The sequence below is a fragment of the Rubneribacter badeniensis genome (assembly GCF_002899695.1).
GTDB lineage: Bacteria > Actinomycetota > Coriobacteriia > Coriobacteriales > Eggerthellaceae > Rubneribacter > Rubneribacter badeniensis.
On record NZ_PPEL01000018.1, the window covers coordinates 27,028 to 41,840 of the forward strand.

A 14,813-nucleotide genomic window follows, 5' to 3' on the forward strand; every position below is an offset into this window, starting at 1 on the left:
TGTTGAGGTATCTACAACAGCGCGAGCAGTTCGTCCACGGCTTCCGGTCGGGTGGCCCAGCTGGTGGCGAAGCGCACGACGGTGCGTCCGTCGGGTGTGCGCTCCCAGAAGCCGAACGACGCGTGGCGAGCGAGGCGTTCGCGGGCGGCGTCGTCCAGCACGACGAACTGCTGGTTCGTGGGCGAGGCGAGGTGCAGCTCGTAGCCCTTCGCGCGGAAGCCGTCGGCCAGGCGCTGCGCCAGCTCCACTGCGTGCCGTCCGGCGTTCTCGTAGCGCAGGGCCAGGGTGCCGTCCGGCCCTTCCTCCTGCTCGAACAGCACGTCGAACTGCAGCCCGAGGAAGCGTCCCTTCGCCAGCAGCGCCCCGCGCTTCTTCATGAGCGTGAAGAAGTGGTCGTCCAGCCCCGGCCTCGTGAACACCACGGCCTCGCCGCACAGCGCGCCCACCTTCGTGCCGCCGATGTAGAACGCGTCGCACAGGCGCGCGATGTCGGGCAGTGTGACGTCGGCGCCTGCGACGGCCAGGCCGTAGCCGAGGCGCGCACCGTCCATGAACAGGCGCATGCCGAAGTCGCGGCACACCTGCGCGAGCGCTTCCAGTTCTGCCAGCGAATACACGGTGCCGTACTCGGTGGGATGCGAGATATACACCGCGCCCGGTGCCACGATGTGCTCGCGGTTCTCGTCGGCCCAGTACGCCTCGCACAACGCGCGCACCTCGGCGGCGTCCAACTTGCCGTCGTGCTGCGGCAGCGGCAGCGTCTTGCGCCCGCACGCCTCCACGGCGCCGGCCTCATGGGCGGTGATGTGCCCGGTCGTGGCGCACACGATGCCTTCCCAAGGGCGCAGGATCTGGTCGGCTACGGCGGCGTTCGCCTGCGTGCCGCCCACGAGGAAGTACACGGCCGCGTCGGGCGCTTCGCACGCCTCGCGGATGCGCGCACGGGCGCGCTCGCACGCCTCGTCGGTGCCGTAGCCGCTCGTCTGGTCGAGGTTCGTGGCAACGAGGCGCTCGATGATGGCCGGGTGGGCGCCTTCCAGATAGTCGCTGTCGAAGTGGAGCATGGGGGCGGGTCCTTTCGTGAGGTCGGGTTGCGCTTTGGCGTGCGGTGTCTGCCCTGTCGCATGATACCGCGTTTCGCCCCTTCTTGCGCGTCCCTTGTTTGCTTTCGCCCGTTTCTGCTCGTTTCGCTCGTGTTGGTCGCAGGCGTTTCGGGTTCGCTTCTGTTGCTGCGCGCATCTGGAGGCACGGTGCGGCATTGGGTTGACGAAGTCCGCTTGCGTCCGTTTGCTGCCGCTTGCAGCTGGCCGCTGTCTTGCATGTGCGTCGCGCATGCCGGCTGACCGAACGCTTCGCGCTCGCTGCTCTTCGGGTCGCGCGTCACGCAAGCCGCCGTTGCGCTCTGCGCGCCCCTCCTTGTAGGCCCGCGTGCCGCGTGCTCGGCTAGTGCGTCTGCCGAGCATCGGGGAAGGGGCCATGCGCATCGGCCGTGCTCGCTGGGCGTTTGAGCGCATCGCGCTTGCGCTGCGTCTCCCGCTGCGCTCTCGCCGCCCATCCGCATCGCGCCCGCCGCCCGCCTGCTCGCGCGCCCATCCGCATCGCGCCCGCTGCCCGCCTGCTCGCGCGCCCATTCGCGCCGCCCTCCGTCCGCGCCGCCCGCGCCGTGGGCTACGCGCCCGCTTCGCTCACGACGCGTATTGCTCGAGGTAGTCGATGATCTCCTGCCGGGAGTGCAGACCCGTTTTCGCGTAGATGCGCTTGATGTGCGCGTGCGCGGTGCCCTGCGTGATGAACAGTTCCTCGGCCACGCGTTTCTGCGTGTGGCCGAGCGCGTACAGTGCGAGCACCTCCACCTCCCGCTCGGACAGTAGGAACTGCTTGCCCATCTCCTCGGCGTTGTGCTGCATGGACGCCTGCCGAAGTTCGGACATGCTCTCGTTCTCGTCGAGCGCCATCAGCTTCGCCAAAACGCCCGTGCTCGATTGCCGCGCGCCCGCGTGCTCCTGCTCGTCGGAGCTGCGGAGTGCGATGGCCAAAAACTGCACGAACACCACCTGCGTGGACAGCACGAGGAACCCGCCCATGACGGCGTTCATCAGCATGTCATTGGTGGAGATGGGATATGCCTCCATCAGTGCCACGCGCGACACCGCACGGCATCCCAGCCACACGAGCCAGGCGGCGATGGCGTAGTAGTACGGATCGCGCCAGCCGTAGCTCATGAACGCGATGATGACGTACCAGGTGAACGCCACCATCAGCGCGTTCAGCGTGGTGGTGAACACCGCTCCGATGTCGAGCATGTCGGGAAACGCCGCGTACGCGATGAGCGCCAGGCAGGCAAGAAGCTCCATGACAACGAACGCGCCCACGGTCATGACGTGCTGCTTGCGCATGAGCACGAGCACGATGAGCGTGCCGCTGACGATGACGGTCAGCACGCCGTACGCCATACGTGTGGTCGTTACGAATGCGATGGCCTCGCCGTTGGGATAGCCGCGCAAAAGCCCGATGACGATGGAAAGGCATCCGATGCCTATGGCCGTGGCCGCAAGCAGCTGCTTGCTTTGGATCACGGTTTTCGCGAAGCTGAAGTAATCGTGCGCGAGCGTGGGCGAGGCGATGCGGTAGGGCTGGGCGCGCTTTCGCGCCCACAGCATGCAGGGATACTGCACGAGCACGAGCGCCATGGCCGCCAGGTAGGCGGCGGTGTCAGGCAAAAATGCACACAGGCTGATCTCCACCTCGCTGAGGATGAGCGCGGAGAACACGAATACGACCGCCACCGTGGTGCTCGTGCCGCGCGCCCGGCGCAGCCAGTAGAAGATGGCGCCCGACGCGACGAGCGTGCAGAGGGCGCTCAGCGCGAACTGCGCTTCGTCGCTGCCCCCCCCCCCTCGCCGTTTTGAGCGCCGCCATAGCCAGCAGGCATAGCGCCTCGAGCGCGATGCACGTGCGAGCGAGCAGATTCGTGGCGCGCTTGCCGACGGTCTTTCCGGTGAACAGCAGGATGAAGAAGAACACCGCCAGCACGGCAAGCGCCACCAGCATGGCCCCGTCGGTGAGCAGACCTTGGTCGGTGCTCGTGTAGCTGCCGTAACTGGCTACGATGAGGCCCGCGCGCGAAAACGCCAGCCCCAGCACGAGCGGCCAGAGCATCGCGTAGCGGGTGAGCGCCCGCACCGCTTCTCCCAAGCGGGGTCGGGCGTTGCCGGTGGCATCCGAGCCGGCATGGACTGCGGTTTCCGACTGGGCGGCTCCTTGGGCGCGTCCTGCCGGTCTTGTCTTATCGGCAAAGGCACCGCCGGTTTGAGCGGCCTCTTGAGATGTTCGCGGCGTCAAAACTCGCCCCCCCCCCTCCTTTTGTGCGCATTGTCAAGCCAACGATAAACGCCATTGCGGACTATTGTAGTCAATTTTCCAGGCGAATGACACGTGCTCGGCACATTATCTTCGGGAAGGGGCGTTTGGATGCTGGTTGACTGAGTTGGACTTCCTTTCGGATGCTTCGCGCAGGGGAAATCCTCCTTTTATCCTCAAAGAGGGGATGAGGGACGCGTCCGTTTGGGCACTATGGGGTTGTGCGAGAGGAGCGGTCGGCCCGCGACGTGCGAAGCGCCGGAAGCGCCGGGAGCGCCGAGGGCGACGGCAGCGCTAGAGGGGCCGAGGGCACGGCAGCGCCAGAAGGGCCGAGGGCGCGGCAGCGCCGGAAAGGCTGCGAGCGTTGGATATCGGGCGTCGGGCGTCGGGTGCCGGGTGCCGGACGGCGTTGGGCGCGCGTCTGCGGCACGCGACGCGTGAACATGCGGGTGCGCGAAGCGCCGGGTCCGACCGTCGAGCGATAAGGAGCAAGCGCATGGGAGAGTCGAGAAACGTCTACGTCGAGCCGGATGAGCGCGCGGTCATCCGCACGGCCGACGTGTACCAAACCGAGGTGGAAGCCGGCACGGCGGGGTATTCCGACACGCTGCTGTCGGTGGTGGCCAATTTCAAGAACAGCGGCGCGCCCGAAGGGTTCAACGCCCAGTGCATGGTGGGGAAGTCGAAGCGCGGCGAGGTCGCGTTGCGCCTGTTCGCCGTCATCGACCCCGAGACGGAGACGTTCGTGCGCGCGGGCTTCAAGACGCGCGGTTGTCTGGCCATGACGGCGTGTGCGAGCGTCGTGTGCTCGATGATCGAGGGCAGGACGTTCGCCGAAGCCCTGGCCATCACGCCCGACGACGTGAAGGCGGCTCTTGACGGCGTGCCGTGGGACAAGCTTCACACCACATACTTCGCCGCCGAGGGGGTGCGGGCGCTCATCGGGGACTTCATCATCAACCGCGGTGGCGCGATCGCCGATCTCGATGCCGTGGTGCCGTGCGACGAGCTGTCCCTTTCCTGCGCCATGTGCGAGCACTGCTCGCTGCGCGACGCGCGCATTGAGCTGCAGTTCGGTCCGGCGGCCGACGAGGAGGCGTAGAGCATGGGGAGAGAGGCGGCGATGGGCGGCGCGGGCAGCGACGAGCTGGGGTTCGACGGCGCGAGCGGCGAAGAATGCGCGCCGAGGGCAGTGGGGACGACGGGGGTGTCGGACGAGGGTTCGTGCGCGACGGCATGTGCGCCTTCGCTTGTGCCCGACGCGTTGGATGCGGACGAGGTTCGGGCGGGTGTTGGCGACGGTGCGTTTGCCGAGGCTGGTGAGGATGCCGGGGCTGACGGGGTTGCCGAAGTTGACGAGTATGCCTTGCCCGCTGCCGAGGCCGAGGCCGAGGCCGAGGCGCGCGCCCGCGCGCTTGCCGAGCACAATGCCCTTGCGCGCGTGTTCGACGACGTGCGCGCTCAGTCTGCCAACAGCCGCCTCGTCACGCCCGCTCGCTGGGCCGAAATCGGCCTGGTTCCCGCGCACCTCACGCCCGACGAGTTCGAAATGCTCGTCTACGAGTACCTCGAGGACGATCGGGCTGCGCGTGCCGAGGCGGCCGCCGCTGCTGCCGAGCTCGAGCCTGCGCCCGTGTTCCGCACGGCCACGCGCGCCGTGGGCATCCCCGCTTTTTTGCGCTCTGCGGATGGGGAATCCGAGGGAGTGGAGGAGGAGGCGGGAGAGCCAGCGCGCGCGTCGCAGGACGAGGAGATGTGCGAGGCCGGGGACGGCGAGCCGGTCGGCAGGGGCGATGCCGGTGCGATTGGTGGTGGCACCGAAGGCGATGCGGCTGGTGCCAAAAGCTCCGGCGACCCTGACGGCGCGAGTAGTCCTGACGGCTCCGGCGGTGCCGGCAGTCCCGACGACCTTGGCAGATCTGGCAGCCTCGATGGCGCTGTCGGATCCGGTGGCTTTGGCGGCTCTGGCAGCGTCGGCGATTCCGACGACCCTTTCGCCGGCCTGAACATCCCCGCAGGGTATCGCCTGGAGGAGATCGAAGGCGAGTACGTACTGGTGGAGACTGGCGAGGGCGAGGACGATGTGGAGTTGGACATCGATTGCGAGCACATCGCCACGCTCGTGGGCGCGCACAGCTACTACGTGTACGACCGCACCATTATGACCGACACGTACGCACACTGGGCGTTTCTCGCCGCCGAGGACGACCGCGTGGTCACGTTCGTCGAGTGCGTGCGCGAGGACTCGCGCGTCTATCCGCGGCCGCTGGCGGCATCGAGCTTGAAGAACCCGCCGTTTCGCATGACCGACGAGGATATCGCTGCAACGTGGGAGGCCGTGCAGGCGTCCGGCGAGCACCCCGACATCGAGCGCACCGTCGCTTCGAACGGCGACGTGTACTTCTTCTCTACGAACCATCTTTCGCCCGCTTACGCCGCTTCGCTCGCCGAGTGGGACGCGGTGGAACGCCGCCTCCACATGTAGGCGGCCGCGCGCCTTGGGAGCGGGCGTGCAGCGAGGGCGCGTTCGGGATGGCGCGCGCCGGGGTGCGATGCGGATACGCGCTCGCGCGCCGCGGAAGCGCGTCTGCGTGCGGAGAAGGAGGGTTTGCGCTCGAGGAGTCTCCGCGCGCGATGCGTCTTCGCACCCGCGGAGAGGGGCGTGCGCTTCGCCTGATGGCTCGGCCTTGGGCGCGGGAGCGTGGAGTTCGCTTGTATCCCCGTTGGCGGGAGGGCTGCGGCGCTTTCTGGCTTTCGCGTTCGCCTCCCTGAACGGTTTTTGCTGCGCGGCTCTTCGCCAAGCAGCGCACCTGAGGGCGTCTCTCCGTGCGCCGCTCTGTCTCGTGCAGCCAGACGGCTCGTTTTTGGCCACGAAACCGCGTTTTGGCACGAATCGGAGCGATTTTCCCCTCCATCCGGCAGACGCAAGGGCTTCTCGTCAAGAAAATGCCAGGTCGCAGGTTTCCCTTCTGAGGCGAACGCTCGCAAGCCGTGCCAGAACGCGGTTTCGTGGCCAAAAATCACGAATTTTGCGACATGAAAGGCCGCAAGCGATTGCAGCGACCCGCCGCATCCGTCGCGTCGCCTGTTCCGCTCTGCATTTGCCCTGCGGCGGTGAGAGCGTGCGCGGGAAGGGCGGTAAAGAACGGCAATCGCGCGAATCCGCTCTTTCCGCACTTCTTCCGGGGAGGGGGCTTGCGCGCACGCTTCCAGCATTCCATGCGCTTGCATTCCGCGTCTTGCCGCGTACGCTCCACGTACGCGTCCGTGTGCTTTCGCACCTCACACAAGAAGGCCCCCGGCGATAACGCCGGGGGCCGCAAGAAGAGCCGGCAGACCGTGCGAATAGGGGGGGAGGGGCGCGGTCTGCGGCGTCGAGGGGGTCTGCTACGGCAGCAAGCCCAAGCCGTCGAGCTCTTCCTTGACGTCGGCCATGCCGTACTCGTCAAGGCAGGCAGCCGTCGGGCAACCCAACTGCTCGTCCCATCCGAACTTCGTGTATACCATGCTAAGCGCTGTCTGGAAGTCGTCGCGGTCCATCTTGTCGGTACCTTCGGTGAACGGCTCCTTGTCGGGGTCTTTGTCGAAGGCCCAGGCGGTGATCACGTCGTGGACGTTGCGCAGGTCATTGCAGCCGATGTTGCCGTTCTCGTCGGTCATGCCGCGCACCGTGTTCGCGCGCTGCAGCGTCATGATCTTGGCACCGGCCTTGTACAGGTCATCGGTGGTCATCTCTTCGCCGGTGACGGCCTTGAAGAACTTGGCCTCGAGGTCGAGGTCGCCGCGGTAGTTGCGGGCCTTCGTGGGGCTCATGGTCATCGGCCACACCCAGTTGCACAGCGTGAGCGAGTCGTGCAGCACGTCGGTGACGATGGACCACCACGCGAAGTTCGCCTTGTGGTCGTTCATGGGCGTGTAGTTCTTGTCCGGGTCGCACGCGTCCTCGCCGCCCCACACTTCGGCGGCGATCTCCTTCTTCAACTCGATGGGCAAGCCGCACCCCTGGAAGTTCACCGCGGAGTGGATCATGTCGTCGCGGTTGAACATCATGTTGTAGACGGCGCCCACCTGACCGAAGCACTCGATGGCGTGATGCACGGGCCAGCCGCGGTAGTTGATGAGCGTGGACTTCGAATTGTCGAACCACGCCTGCTCGCCCCAGCGCTCGCACCACACAAGCGGGCCGTGCGCGACGTAGGCCAGCTCGGAGTCGTTGCGCGCGATCTTCTCGAGGATCTCCACCATGACGGTGGGGTCGGCCACGTCGGCATTGAACTTCTCCCAATGGATGGAGTTGTACTCCTCCTCAGGCAGCACGCGCTTGAAAACGCCGGCGGTGTGGCAGTAGGCGATGTCGCGGTACAGCTGGGCGTAGTTGCACCAGATGCCCAGGTTGTCCATCATGTTCGATGTCGTGGTGTCCCACAGCACGGACAGGTCGCCCTTGCCCTCGTCTTTGAGGCCCATCTTGAGGAAGCCCTCCATGTAGGAGCTCACGGGGAAGTTCGCGGCGCAGGTGTTGCCCGCCGTCTCGTAGCCTGTTGTCTCCTTCGTGCCCTCCACGCGCAGGTCGGAGTAGCAATGGATGGGGCATCCGTGGCAGCCGTTCATCTTGACGGTGTACTTCTCGGCTGCGGCGCCCAGGTCCTTCGTGGACTTCATGCAGCGGTAGCCCACGGTGTTGATCTCTCCCGGCTTGGGCTCGCCCGTTTCGATGGGGTCGCCCTCGGCGGCTGCCCAGTACAGGCCCTTGCGCGCCGTCCAGCGGGAGCCCTTGTCGTAGTACTCCGCCCATTCCTGCTGGGTGGAGGGCACCACATGGTTGTTGTTCGAGCCGATGATCTCGCGCAGCATGTAGTCGGACAGCTCGGCCACGGTCTGCGGATCCTTGACGTTCACGGAGCCGTCGCCCTCGACGACGATGGCCTTCACCATCTTGGAGCCCATGACCGCGCCCACGCCGGCGCCCGCCGAGTGGTTGCGCGAGTTGATGATGACCGCGTAGGGCAGCAGGTTCTCGCCCGCCGGGCCGATGGCGGCCACGCACGCCTTGACGCTCTCCTTGCGGCACAGCGCCTCGGTGGCGGCGCGGGTGCCGAGGCCCCACACGTCGCTTGCGTCCTTGATGGTGACCTCGTCGTTCTTCACGTTGAGGTAGACCGGATGGTCGGAAGCGCCTTCCAGCACGATGGCGTCCCAGCCAGCCAGCTTGATCTTCGCGCCCAGCATGCCGCCGCAATGCGCGTCGATGACGAGGTGGTCTTTCGAGAACGTCGAAAGCGAACAGATGGTGGTGCGGCCGGCCAGGGGCACGCCGGAGGCCGTCAGCGGACCGACGGCGAACACGATCTTGTTCTCGGGCGAGAGGGGGTCGGTGCCGGCGGGCACCTCGTCGTACATGATCTTGTTGGCCAGGCCCATGCCGCCGATGTACTCTTTGTAGGGGTCGGTCGGCTGCGTCGTGACCGAGCCCGTGCTCAGATTGACGCGGAGGATCTTACCGGCCCATCCATACGATGTTTCGTCAGCCATGTTGCTTATCTCCCAGTCTGTAAGGATGCATGAGTTCCGTGTTGTGTGGGAACCTGCAGACGCAACGAGCGCTGACGGCATTCGTCGCTCGCAAGTATCGCCGGGTGCGTTTTCCCGCCGTACCCTCTTTGAGGGTAATTTGTCGAAATTCCCGGTCAAAGGCGAAATGCCCCTCAAAGAGGGGAGGGCGGGTTGGCGGGCGGCACCATACTGCGAGGCGTTGTGTGGGAGGAAAAGCAGACGAGCCGAGCGCGTGCGCGGGCTGCGCGCGAAATGCGAATCGCGTGCGAGCACTGCGTGCGGAAAGCTGGCGTGCCCGCGGTTGCGAAACGAGCCGCGGATGCGCAAGGCGGGCCGCAGAGCGCAAGCCGCGAGCCGCGTGCGAAGCGTGAAGCGCAGACGGCGTTTCCAAGACGAGACTCACCGAACCGATGTGAGGGAGGGAGCACTAGGCTATGTCAGATTCCCATCTGAACCAGAACACCTCCGAGGAGAAAACCGCCCAGGAGGCCGAATCCGCGACGAACGCGGCATCCGCATCCGAAGAGACGACCAAGCATAAGACGTTCACGCGTCGCACGGTGCTGGCCATGGCCGGCTGCGGCGTGGCCGGCCTCGTCGCCGGCGGCGTGCTGGCCTCGTGGGGCGTCACGTCCGCGTCCATCGCCTCGGGGCGCATCGAGATCCGCACCACGCCCACGAAGATGATCGTCACCGACCGCGCCCGCTGCTCGGGCTGCCAGCGCTGCGAGATGATGTGCACGCTGAAGAACGACGGCCGCGTGTGCCAGCACATCGCGCGCGTGCGCGTGTGGGACAACTACAACTTCGGCACGAACCCCGGCTCGGGCGACGGCTCGTACGCCAACTGCCAGTTCACGGTGGAGCACTGCAAGCAGTGCGCCGACGCCGCGTGCATGAACTACTGCCCGGTGCACGCCATCTACGCCAGCGAGGACAACGGCGCCCGCATGGTGGACACCGACCGCTGCATCGGCTGCGGCATGTGCGCGCAGGCGTGCCCGTGGAACATGCCGCGCATCGACAGCCAGTCCCGCGTGTCCACGAAGTGCATCTCGTGCGGTCGCTGCGCCGAGCAGTGCCCGAACGGCGCCATCAAGTTCATCGATTGGCAGGATATCGCCCAGAAGGTCATCGACCAGGGCGTTGTGAGGACGACGACCCTCGTGCAGGTGTAACACGCATCTGCCGAATGTGCCCGCTCGCCGCAGAGGCGGGCGTGCGAGCGCAAGGACGATCACAGGAAAGGAGGCAAGGCGATGATGGAGAGCGACGAGATGTTCGCGGTGCTGTCCGCGTGCTTCGCTCCCGTCGAGCGCGACGAATGGGCCCAGTTGACGGCGCAGCCGGTGTGGGCCGGTTTTCTGGATGCCGCGCGCAGGGCGCTGCAGGACGACGATGCGCTCGGCGAGCCGGCAAGCCCCATCAGCCGTGCGCGCATGCGCTGCCCCTTGCAGGACTTCCTTTCCGCAGGCGAGGTGAAGGCGCTGTTCGCGCCGCCGACGTACGACGAGAAGCGGGCGTTTGCCGCCCGCCACTTCACCGGAGGGCTGCCGGATTCGGCGGTTCCCGTGGAGTCGCTGTACGCGACGTGGTCGAACGGAGCGCTGCCGTCGCCGTTCTCGCGCTGCGCGGGCATGTACCAGGGAGATTCGGCGCGCTACATGAAGGACCTCGTCGAGCGCATGGGCATGGACGTGCCGCCGCAGTTTGCGGCCTGTCCGGACCATCTGGCGCTTGAGCTTGACCTGGCAGCCGTGCTGCTGCGATCCGGTGCGCGCGACGCCGCCCGCCAGTTCTTATCGGAGCGGCTTGCCTGGCTGACCGCCTATCGGATGCGGCTTTTGACGCTGGGCGCGGACGCGGGCTTCTACATCGGCCTGGTCGACGTGCTGGTGGGCATCCGAACGCAGCTGGCATCCGGCGCGGATGCGGTCGAGGCTCGCGCGGGGCGCAGGGCCGGAACCGAGGCTGAGACAGAGGTCGAAGCCAAAGCCGAGGTCGTTGCGGCGTCGAACACGAATCGTTCTCACACATGCATATAAGAGAGGAACACGCTATGTCAGAACACGCTATCACCAGGCGCAGCTTCCTGGCTGGCAGCGCCGGAGCGGTTGGGCTCGCGGCGACGGCTGGCTACATGGGCTTCGGCGCTTGGGAGCAGGCGCATGCCGCCGGAGGATGGAGAAGGGAAGTGACCACGGCGCATTCGCTGTGCAACTCCTGCTCGTCCAAGTGCGGCTTCACGGGATATGTGGAGGACGGCAGGCTGACCAAGATGATCGGCGACGTCGATCACCCGTATTGCGAGGGCACCCTGTGCGCCCGCGGGTACGGCTATGCGTCCATCGCCTATTCCGAAGACCGCCTGACCGACCCGCTCAAGAAAAACGACAAGGGAGAGTTCGAAGCCATCAGCTGGGAACAGGCCTACAGCGAGATCGCCGAGAAGGTGAAGGCCATCATCTCCTCCAACGGTCCCGAGGCGCTTGCCATGGTGCAGGATCCGCGGCCCTCCGGCAGCTACTACACGAAGCGCTTCATGCAGGCGCTGGGCAGCGCGAACGTGTACACGCACGGCGCTGCGTGCAACCTGTCGAAGAACAGCGGGTTCACGCAGGCCATCGGCGCGGGCGATTACGCAAGCGACGTTGCGAACAGCAAGATGACCATGTTCATCGGGCGCAGCTACGCCGACGCCATCCGTCCCAGCTCGGTGCACGACCTGCAGCGCGCTCGCGAGAACGGCGCCTACATCGTGCTGGTGGACCCGCGCTGCAACAACACCATCACGCTTGCCGACGAGTGGGTGCCCATCAACCCCGGCACCGACCTGGCGCTCGTGCTGGCCATGTCCAACGTGCTCATCAAAAACGGCCTGTACGACAAGGACTTCGTGGCCGAAAACGGCATCGGCTTCGACGAGTGGGCGGCGGCCATAGCCGACCACACCCCGCAGTGGGCCGAAGGCATCACGGGCATCCCCGCGTCCACCATCGAGCGCTTGGCCGTTCGGTTCGCGGAATGCGCTCCGGCGGCGTCCATCGAGCCCAGCTGGCGCGGCGCGTTCGGCTGCTCGTACGCGAACTCCGGCGAGACGGCGCGCGCCATCTGCCTGTTCAACACGCTTCTGGGCTGCTGGAACCAAAAGGGCGGCGCGCTGTTCCTTCCCAGCGTGTCTGCCGGCGAGGTGGATGCCGAGAAGTTCCCGGCGGTGCCGAAGCCCGAGGGGAAGATCCTCGGCTCCGAGGAGTATCCGCTTGCCTTGAGCAGCATGGGTGTGAACGTCATCCTGGCCGACAAGGCACGCGAAGGCGCGGTCAAGGGCCTGTTCTTCTACAACTCGAACATGGCGGCGGGCTACGCCAACCCCGATTACCTGGCCGAAAGCTTCTCCAACCTCGATCTGATGGTGGCCATCGACGTGCAGATGAGCGAGACGTGCATGCTCGCCGACTACGTGCTGCCCGACACGAGCTACCTCGAGCGCTTGGAACTGCCCGAGTTCGTGGGCGGCAAGGTGCCGGCGGTGACGCTGCGCGACCGCGTGATCGAGAAGGTGCATCCCAACACCAAGCCGGTGGACGAGATATTCTCCGAGCTGGCCGAGGCGTGCGGCGTGGGCGAGTACTTCCAGTTCACGGTGGACGAGCTGGCCGACGCGCAGCTGCGCACGGTGGGCTTGTCCCTCGAAGGGCTCAGGCAGGCGGGCGGCACGGCGCGCTTCCCCGAGAAGGAGTACAGCTACGGCGCAGCGGTGAAGTGGAAGACGCCCACGGGCAAGGTACAGTTCACGAGCGAGGCGTGCGAGAAGGCCGGGCTGTCCCCCGTGCCGGTGTGGGTGGACCCCCAGACCAAGCCGGCGGGCGGCAACCAGTTCCGCGTGATCGGCGGCAAGCAGGCCATCCACACCCACACGCAGACGGCCAACATAGAGCCGCTGATGGAGATCACCAAGAAGTACAACCTCGAACGCGTGTGGATGAACGCCGACAAGGCGGCCCAGCTGGGCATCGCCGACGGCGACGAGGTGGAGGTGTCCAACGAGGAGCACACGGGCCGCGTCCGCGTGAAGGTGACGCAGCGCATCAACCCCGAGGCCCTGTACGTTCCCAGCCACTACGGCTGCACCTCGCCTGACCAGCACACCGCGTACAACGTCGGTTTGCGCCAGATGGACTTCGTGCCGTTCAGCATAGAGCCGGGCTACGGTGGCGCGTGCACGCAGGAAGCGATCGTCACGGTCAAGAAGGCAGGTGCGTAATGGCTCGCTACGGAATGCTCATCAACACGAAGAAATGCATCGGCTGCTACGCCTGCCGCGTGGCGTGCCAGCGCCAAAACGACCTTCTGCCCAACGAGGACTTCATCCGCTACGAGGAGAAGGAGACGGGCACGTACCCCGCCGTGCGCGTGGAGACGGTTCCGCTGCAGTGCATGCACTGCGAGGACGCGCCGTGCGCCGCGGTGTGCCCGACCGGTGCGGCTTACATCGGCACGGACGGCATCGTGCAGGTTGACCATGGGCGCTGCATCGGCTGCAAGTACTGCATGGCCGCCTGCCCCTACCAGGTGCGCGTGTTCAACGAGGAGACGGGCACGGTGGACAAGTGCCGCTTCTGCACCGTGTCGGCCGAGACGTCGGGCACGCAGATGTGCTCGTGCGTGGAAGCGTGCCTGACGGGCGCGCGCCTGTTCGGCGATTTGGACGATCCTGAAAGCGACATCGCCCAGGAGATCGCCGCCACGAACGCGCAGCCCATCGCCGGCGATCTGACCAAAGCGAAAATCTTCTACGTGAGGTGATGAACGATGACGTTTGAACCTATCTGGGGTGCCATCATCGCGTGGTACCTGTTCCTCGCCGGCTTGGGCGGCGGCGCGTTCGTGACCTCGGCGTTCCTCGGCTGGAAGCATCCCGAGGCCGTCAAGATGCGCAAGATCGGGCACGTGATCGCGCCGGTCGTCGTCATCGTGGGCCTCGTGCTGCTCATGTTCGACGCCGAGGGCGGCTTGCACAACCCGCTGCGCTTCGCGCTGCTGCTGACGAACTTCGGCTCCGTGATGACCTGGGGCGTGGTGTTCTTGGCCGGCTTCACGGTGGTTGCGCTCGTGGTGGTGCTGCTCGATTTCCTGAAGCGGCCCGTGCCGGTGTGGCTCGACATCGTGGGCGTGGTGTTCGCGCTGTGCGTGGCCATGTACACGGGCGCCCTGCTGGGCGTGTGCAAGACGTTCCCTTTGTGGAACAACGCGCTTCTGCCCATCCTGTTCCTCGTGTCGGCGATGTCTGCCGGCATGGCGTCGGTGCTGCTCGTCAGCATCGTGAGGCATGCCGACGAGTTCAATCGCGTGGGCGTGCTCAAGAAGTTCCACTTCTGCCTGCCCATCATCGAGCTGGTGCTGGTGGCGTCGCTTCTGTTCGTCACGTCGAGCAATTCCACTGCGGGGTGGAACTCGGTGGTGTCTTTGGTGGCGGGCGAGTTCGCGCCGTGGTTCTGGGTTGGGCTTGTGCTGATCGGCCTGGTGCTGCCCACTGTTTTGGAGACGTGGCTTCTGTTCTTCAGCCCGAGGGAGTTCGAGGAGAGTCGCAAGGCGCATTGGATCAGCTTCGGGTCGGACGTGGGCGTGCTCGTTGGCGGCTTTTTGCTGCGCTACCTGGTGGTGGTCGCGGCGTTGCCGGTGACGATGGTGGTGCCCATGCTGTAGGGCCCGTTGCCGCGCGGGCGAGCCGCGGTGCGTGGCGGGCTGCGGGTTGCGTGCCACGGATTGCGAGTTGCGAGTTGCGTCGGGTGATGCTGACGGCGCGGTCCTCAAGCTGCGCGCCATGCGGCAGACGAATGTGGGGCCCCTGCGAAAGCGGGGGCCTTTTTGCATGGGAGGGGACGAGCGCGGGGGTGGGG

At 66.2% G+C, this 14,813-nt stretch carries 11 protein-coding genes; 7 read left to right on the forward strand and 4 right to left on the reverse strand.

Annotation, left to right across the window (positions count from 1 at the left end):
* Nucleotides 1-11: 11 nt before the first annotated feature.
* From C2L80_RS04935 to C2L80_RS14270, 3 genes are all read right to left on the reverse strand, one after another.
* Nucleotides 12-1,064 (reverse strand): threonine aldolase family protein, encoded by a 1,053-nt coding sequence (locus C2L80_RS04935; protein ID WP_103262784.1) that lies wholly within the window; start codon nt 1,062-1,064, stop codon nt 12-14.
* Between the two features lie 621 nt (nt 1,065-1,685).
* The gene (locus C2L80_RS04940; RefSeq protein WP_239938718.1) at nt 1,686-2,786 is read right to left on the reverse strand and encodes a helix-turn-helix transcriptional regulator; all 1,101 of its coding nucleotides are present in this window, start codon (nt 2,784-2,786) and stop codon (nt 1,686-1,688) included.
* Entirely contained in the window at nt 2,713-3,183 is a 471-nt protein-coding gene (locus tag C2L80_RS14270) for a hypothetical protein (protein WP_239938720.1), read from the reverse strand. Before C2L80_RS14270 ends, C2L80_RS04940 begins: the two co-directional genes overlap by 74 nt.
* 673 nt (nt 3,184-3,856) lie before the next feature.
* On the opposite strand from C2L80_RS14270, the gene C2L80_RS04945 reads away from it, so the two are divergent.
* Together C2L80_RS04945 and C2L80_RS04950 are read left to right on the forward strand one after the other, a co-directional pair.
* A complete protein-coding gene (locus C2L80_RS04945; protein ID WP_103262785.1) occupies nt 3,857-4,462 on the forward strand; it encodes an iron-sulfur cluster assembly scaffold protein in 606 nt (201 codons plus the stop codon).
* A gap of 3 nt (nt 4,463-4,465) precedes the next feature.
* Complete coding sequence (locus tag C2L80_RS04950; protein ID WP_129589896.1) at nt 4,466-5,845, forward strand: hypothetical protein; 1,380 nt, start codon at nt 4,466-4,468, stop codon at nt 5,843-5,845.
* Nucleotides 5,846-6,747: 902 nt separating this feature from the next.
* Here the strand turns inward: C2L80_RS04950 and C2L80_RS04955 are convergent.
* Nucleotides 6,748-8,892, reverse strand: coding sequence for an aldehyde ferredoxin oxidoreductase (locus tag C2L80_RS04955; protein WP_103262787.1), 2,145 nt, complete (start codon nt 8,890-8,892; stop codon nt 6,748-6,750).
* A gap of 455 nt (nt 8,893-9,347) precedes the next feature.
* Between C2L80_RS04955 and C2L80_RS04960 the strand changes: the two genes are divergently transcribed.
* The 5 genes from C2L80_RS04960 (at nt 9,348) to nrfD (ending at nt 14,619) form a co-directional block, all read left to right on the forward strand.
* Complete coding sequence (locus tag C2L80_RS04960; RefSeq protein ID WP_103262788.1) at nt 9,348-10,091, forward strand: ferredoxin-like protein; 744 nt, start codon at nt 9,348-9,350, stop codon at nt 10,089-10,091.
* A gap of 81 nt (nt 10,092-10,172) precedes the next feature.
* On the forward strand, nt 10,173-10,958 hold the full coding sequence (locus tag C2L80_RS04965; RefSeq protein ID WP_224759204.1) for a molecular chaperone TorD family protein: 786 nt from the start codon (nt 10,173-10,175) through the stop codon (nt 10,956-10,958).
* Between the two features lie 14 nt (nt 10,959-10,972).
* Nucleotides 10,973-13,177, forward strand: a complete 2,205-nt coding sequence (locus C2L80_RS04970; protein WP_103262789.1) for a molybdopterin-containing oxidoreductase family protein — start codon at nt 10,973-10,975, stop codon at nt 13,175-13,177.
* Complete coding sequence (locus tag C2L80_RS04975; RefSeq protein WP_103262790.1) at nt 13,177-13,719, forward strand: 4Fe-4S dicluster domain-containing protein; 543 nt, start codon at nt 13,177-13,179, stop codon at nt 13,717-13,719. The genes C2L80_RS04970 and C2L80_RS04975 overlap by 1 nt, the downstream gene beginning before the upstream one ends.
* A gap of 6 nt (nt 13,720-13,725) precedes the next feature.
* Nucleotides 13,726-14,619: an NrfD/PsrC family molybdoenzyme membrane anchor subunit gene (nrfD, locus tag C2L80_RS04980; protein ID WP_087195908.1), complete on the forward strand. Its 894-nt coding sequence runs from the start codon at nt 13,726-13,728 to the stop codon at nt 14,617-14,619.
* Nucleotides 14,620-14,813: the final 194 nt, after the last annotated feature.

What these genes read in the sequence shown, in the direction of transcription:
- C2L80_RS04960 (WP_103262788.1), top strand. Translation starts at nt 9,348, where the DNA reads ATGTCAGATTCCCATCTGAACCAGAACACCTCCGAGGAGAAAACCGCC.
- C2L80_RS04965 (WP_224759204.1), top strand. Translation starts at nt 10,173, where the DNA reads ATGATGGAGAGCGACGAGATGTTCGCGGTGCTGTCCGCGTGCTTCGCT.
- C2L80_RS04975 (WP_103262790.1), top strand. Translation starts at nt 13,177, where the DNA reads ATGGCTCGCTACGGAATGCTCATCAACACGAAGAAATGCATCGGCTGC.
- C2L80_RS04935 (WP_103262784.1), bottom strand. Translation starts at nt 1,064, where the DNA reads ATGCTCCACTTCGACAGCGACTATCTGGAAGGCGCCCACCCGGCCATC.
- nrfD (WP_087195908.1), top strand. Translation starts at nt 13,726, where the DNA reads ATGACGTTTGAACCTATCTGGGGTGCCATCATCGCGTGGTACCTGTTC.
- C2L80_RS04945 (WP_103262785.1), top strand. Translation starts at nt 3,857, where the DNA reads ATGGGAGAGTCGAGAAACGTCTACGTCGAGCCGGATGAGCGCGCGGTC.
- C2L80_RS04950 (WP_129589896.1), top strand. Translation starts at nt 4,466, where the DNA reads ATGGGGAGAGAGGCGGCGATGGGCGGCGCGGGCAGCGACGAGCTGGGG.
- C2L80_RS04970 (WP_103262789.1), top strand. Translation starts at nt 10,973, where the DNA reads ATGTCAGAACACGCTATCACCAGGCGCAGCTTCCTGGCTGGCAGCGCC.
- C2L80_RS04955 (WP_103262787.1), bottom strand. Translation starts at nt 8,892, where the DNA reads ATGGCTGACGAAACATCGTATGGATGGGCCGGTAAGATCCTCCGCGTC.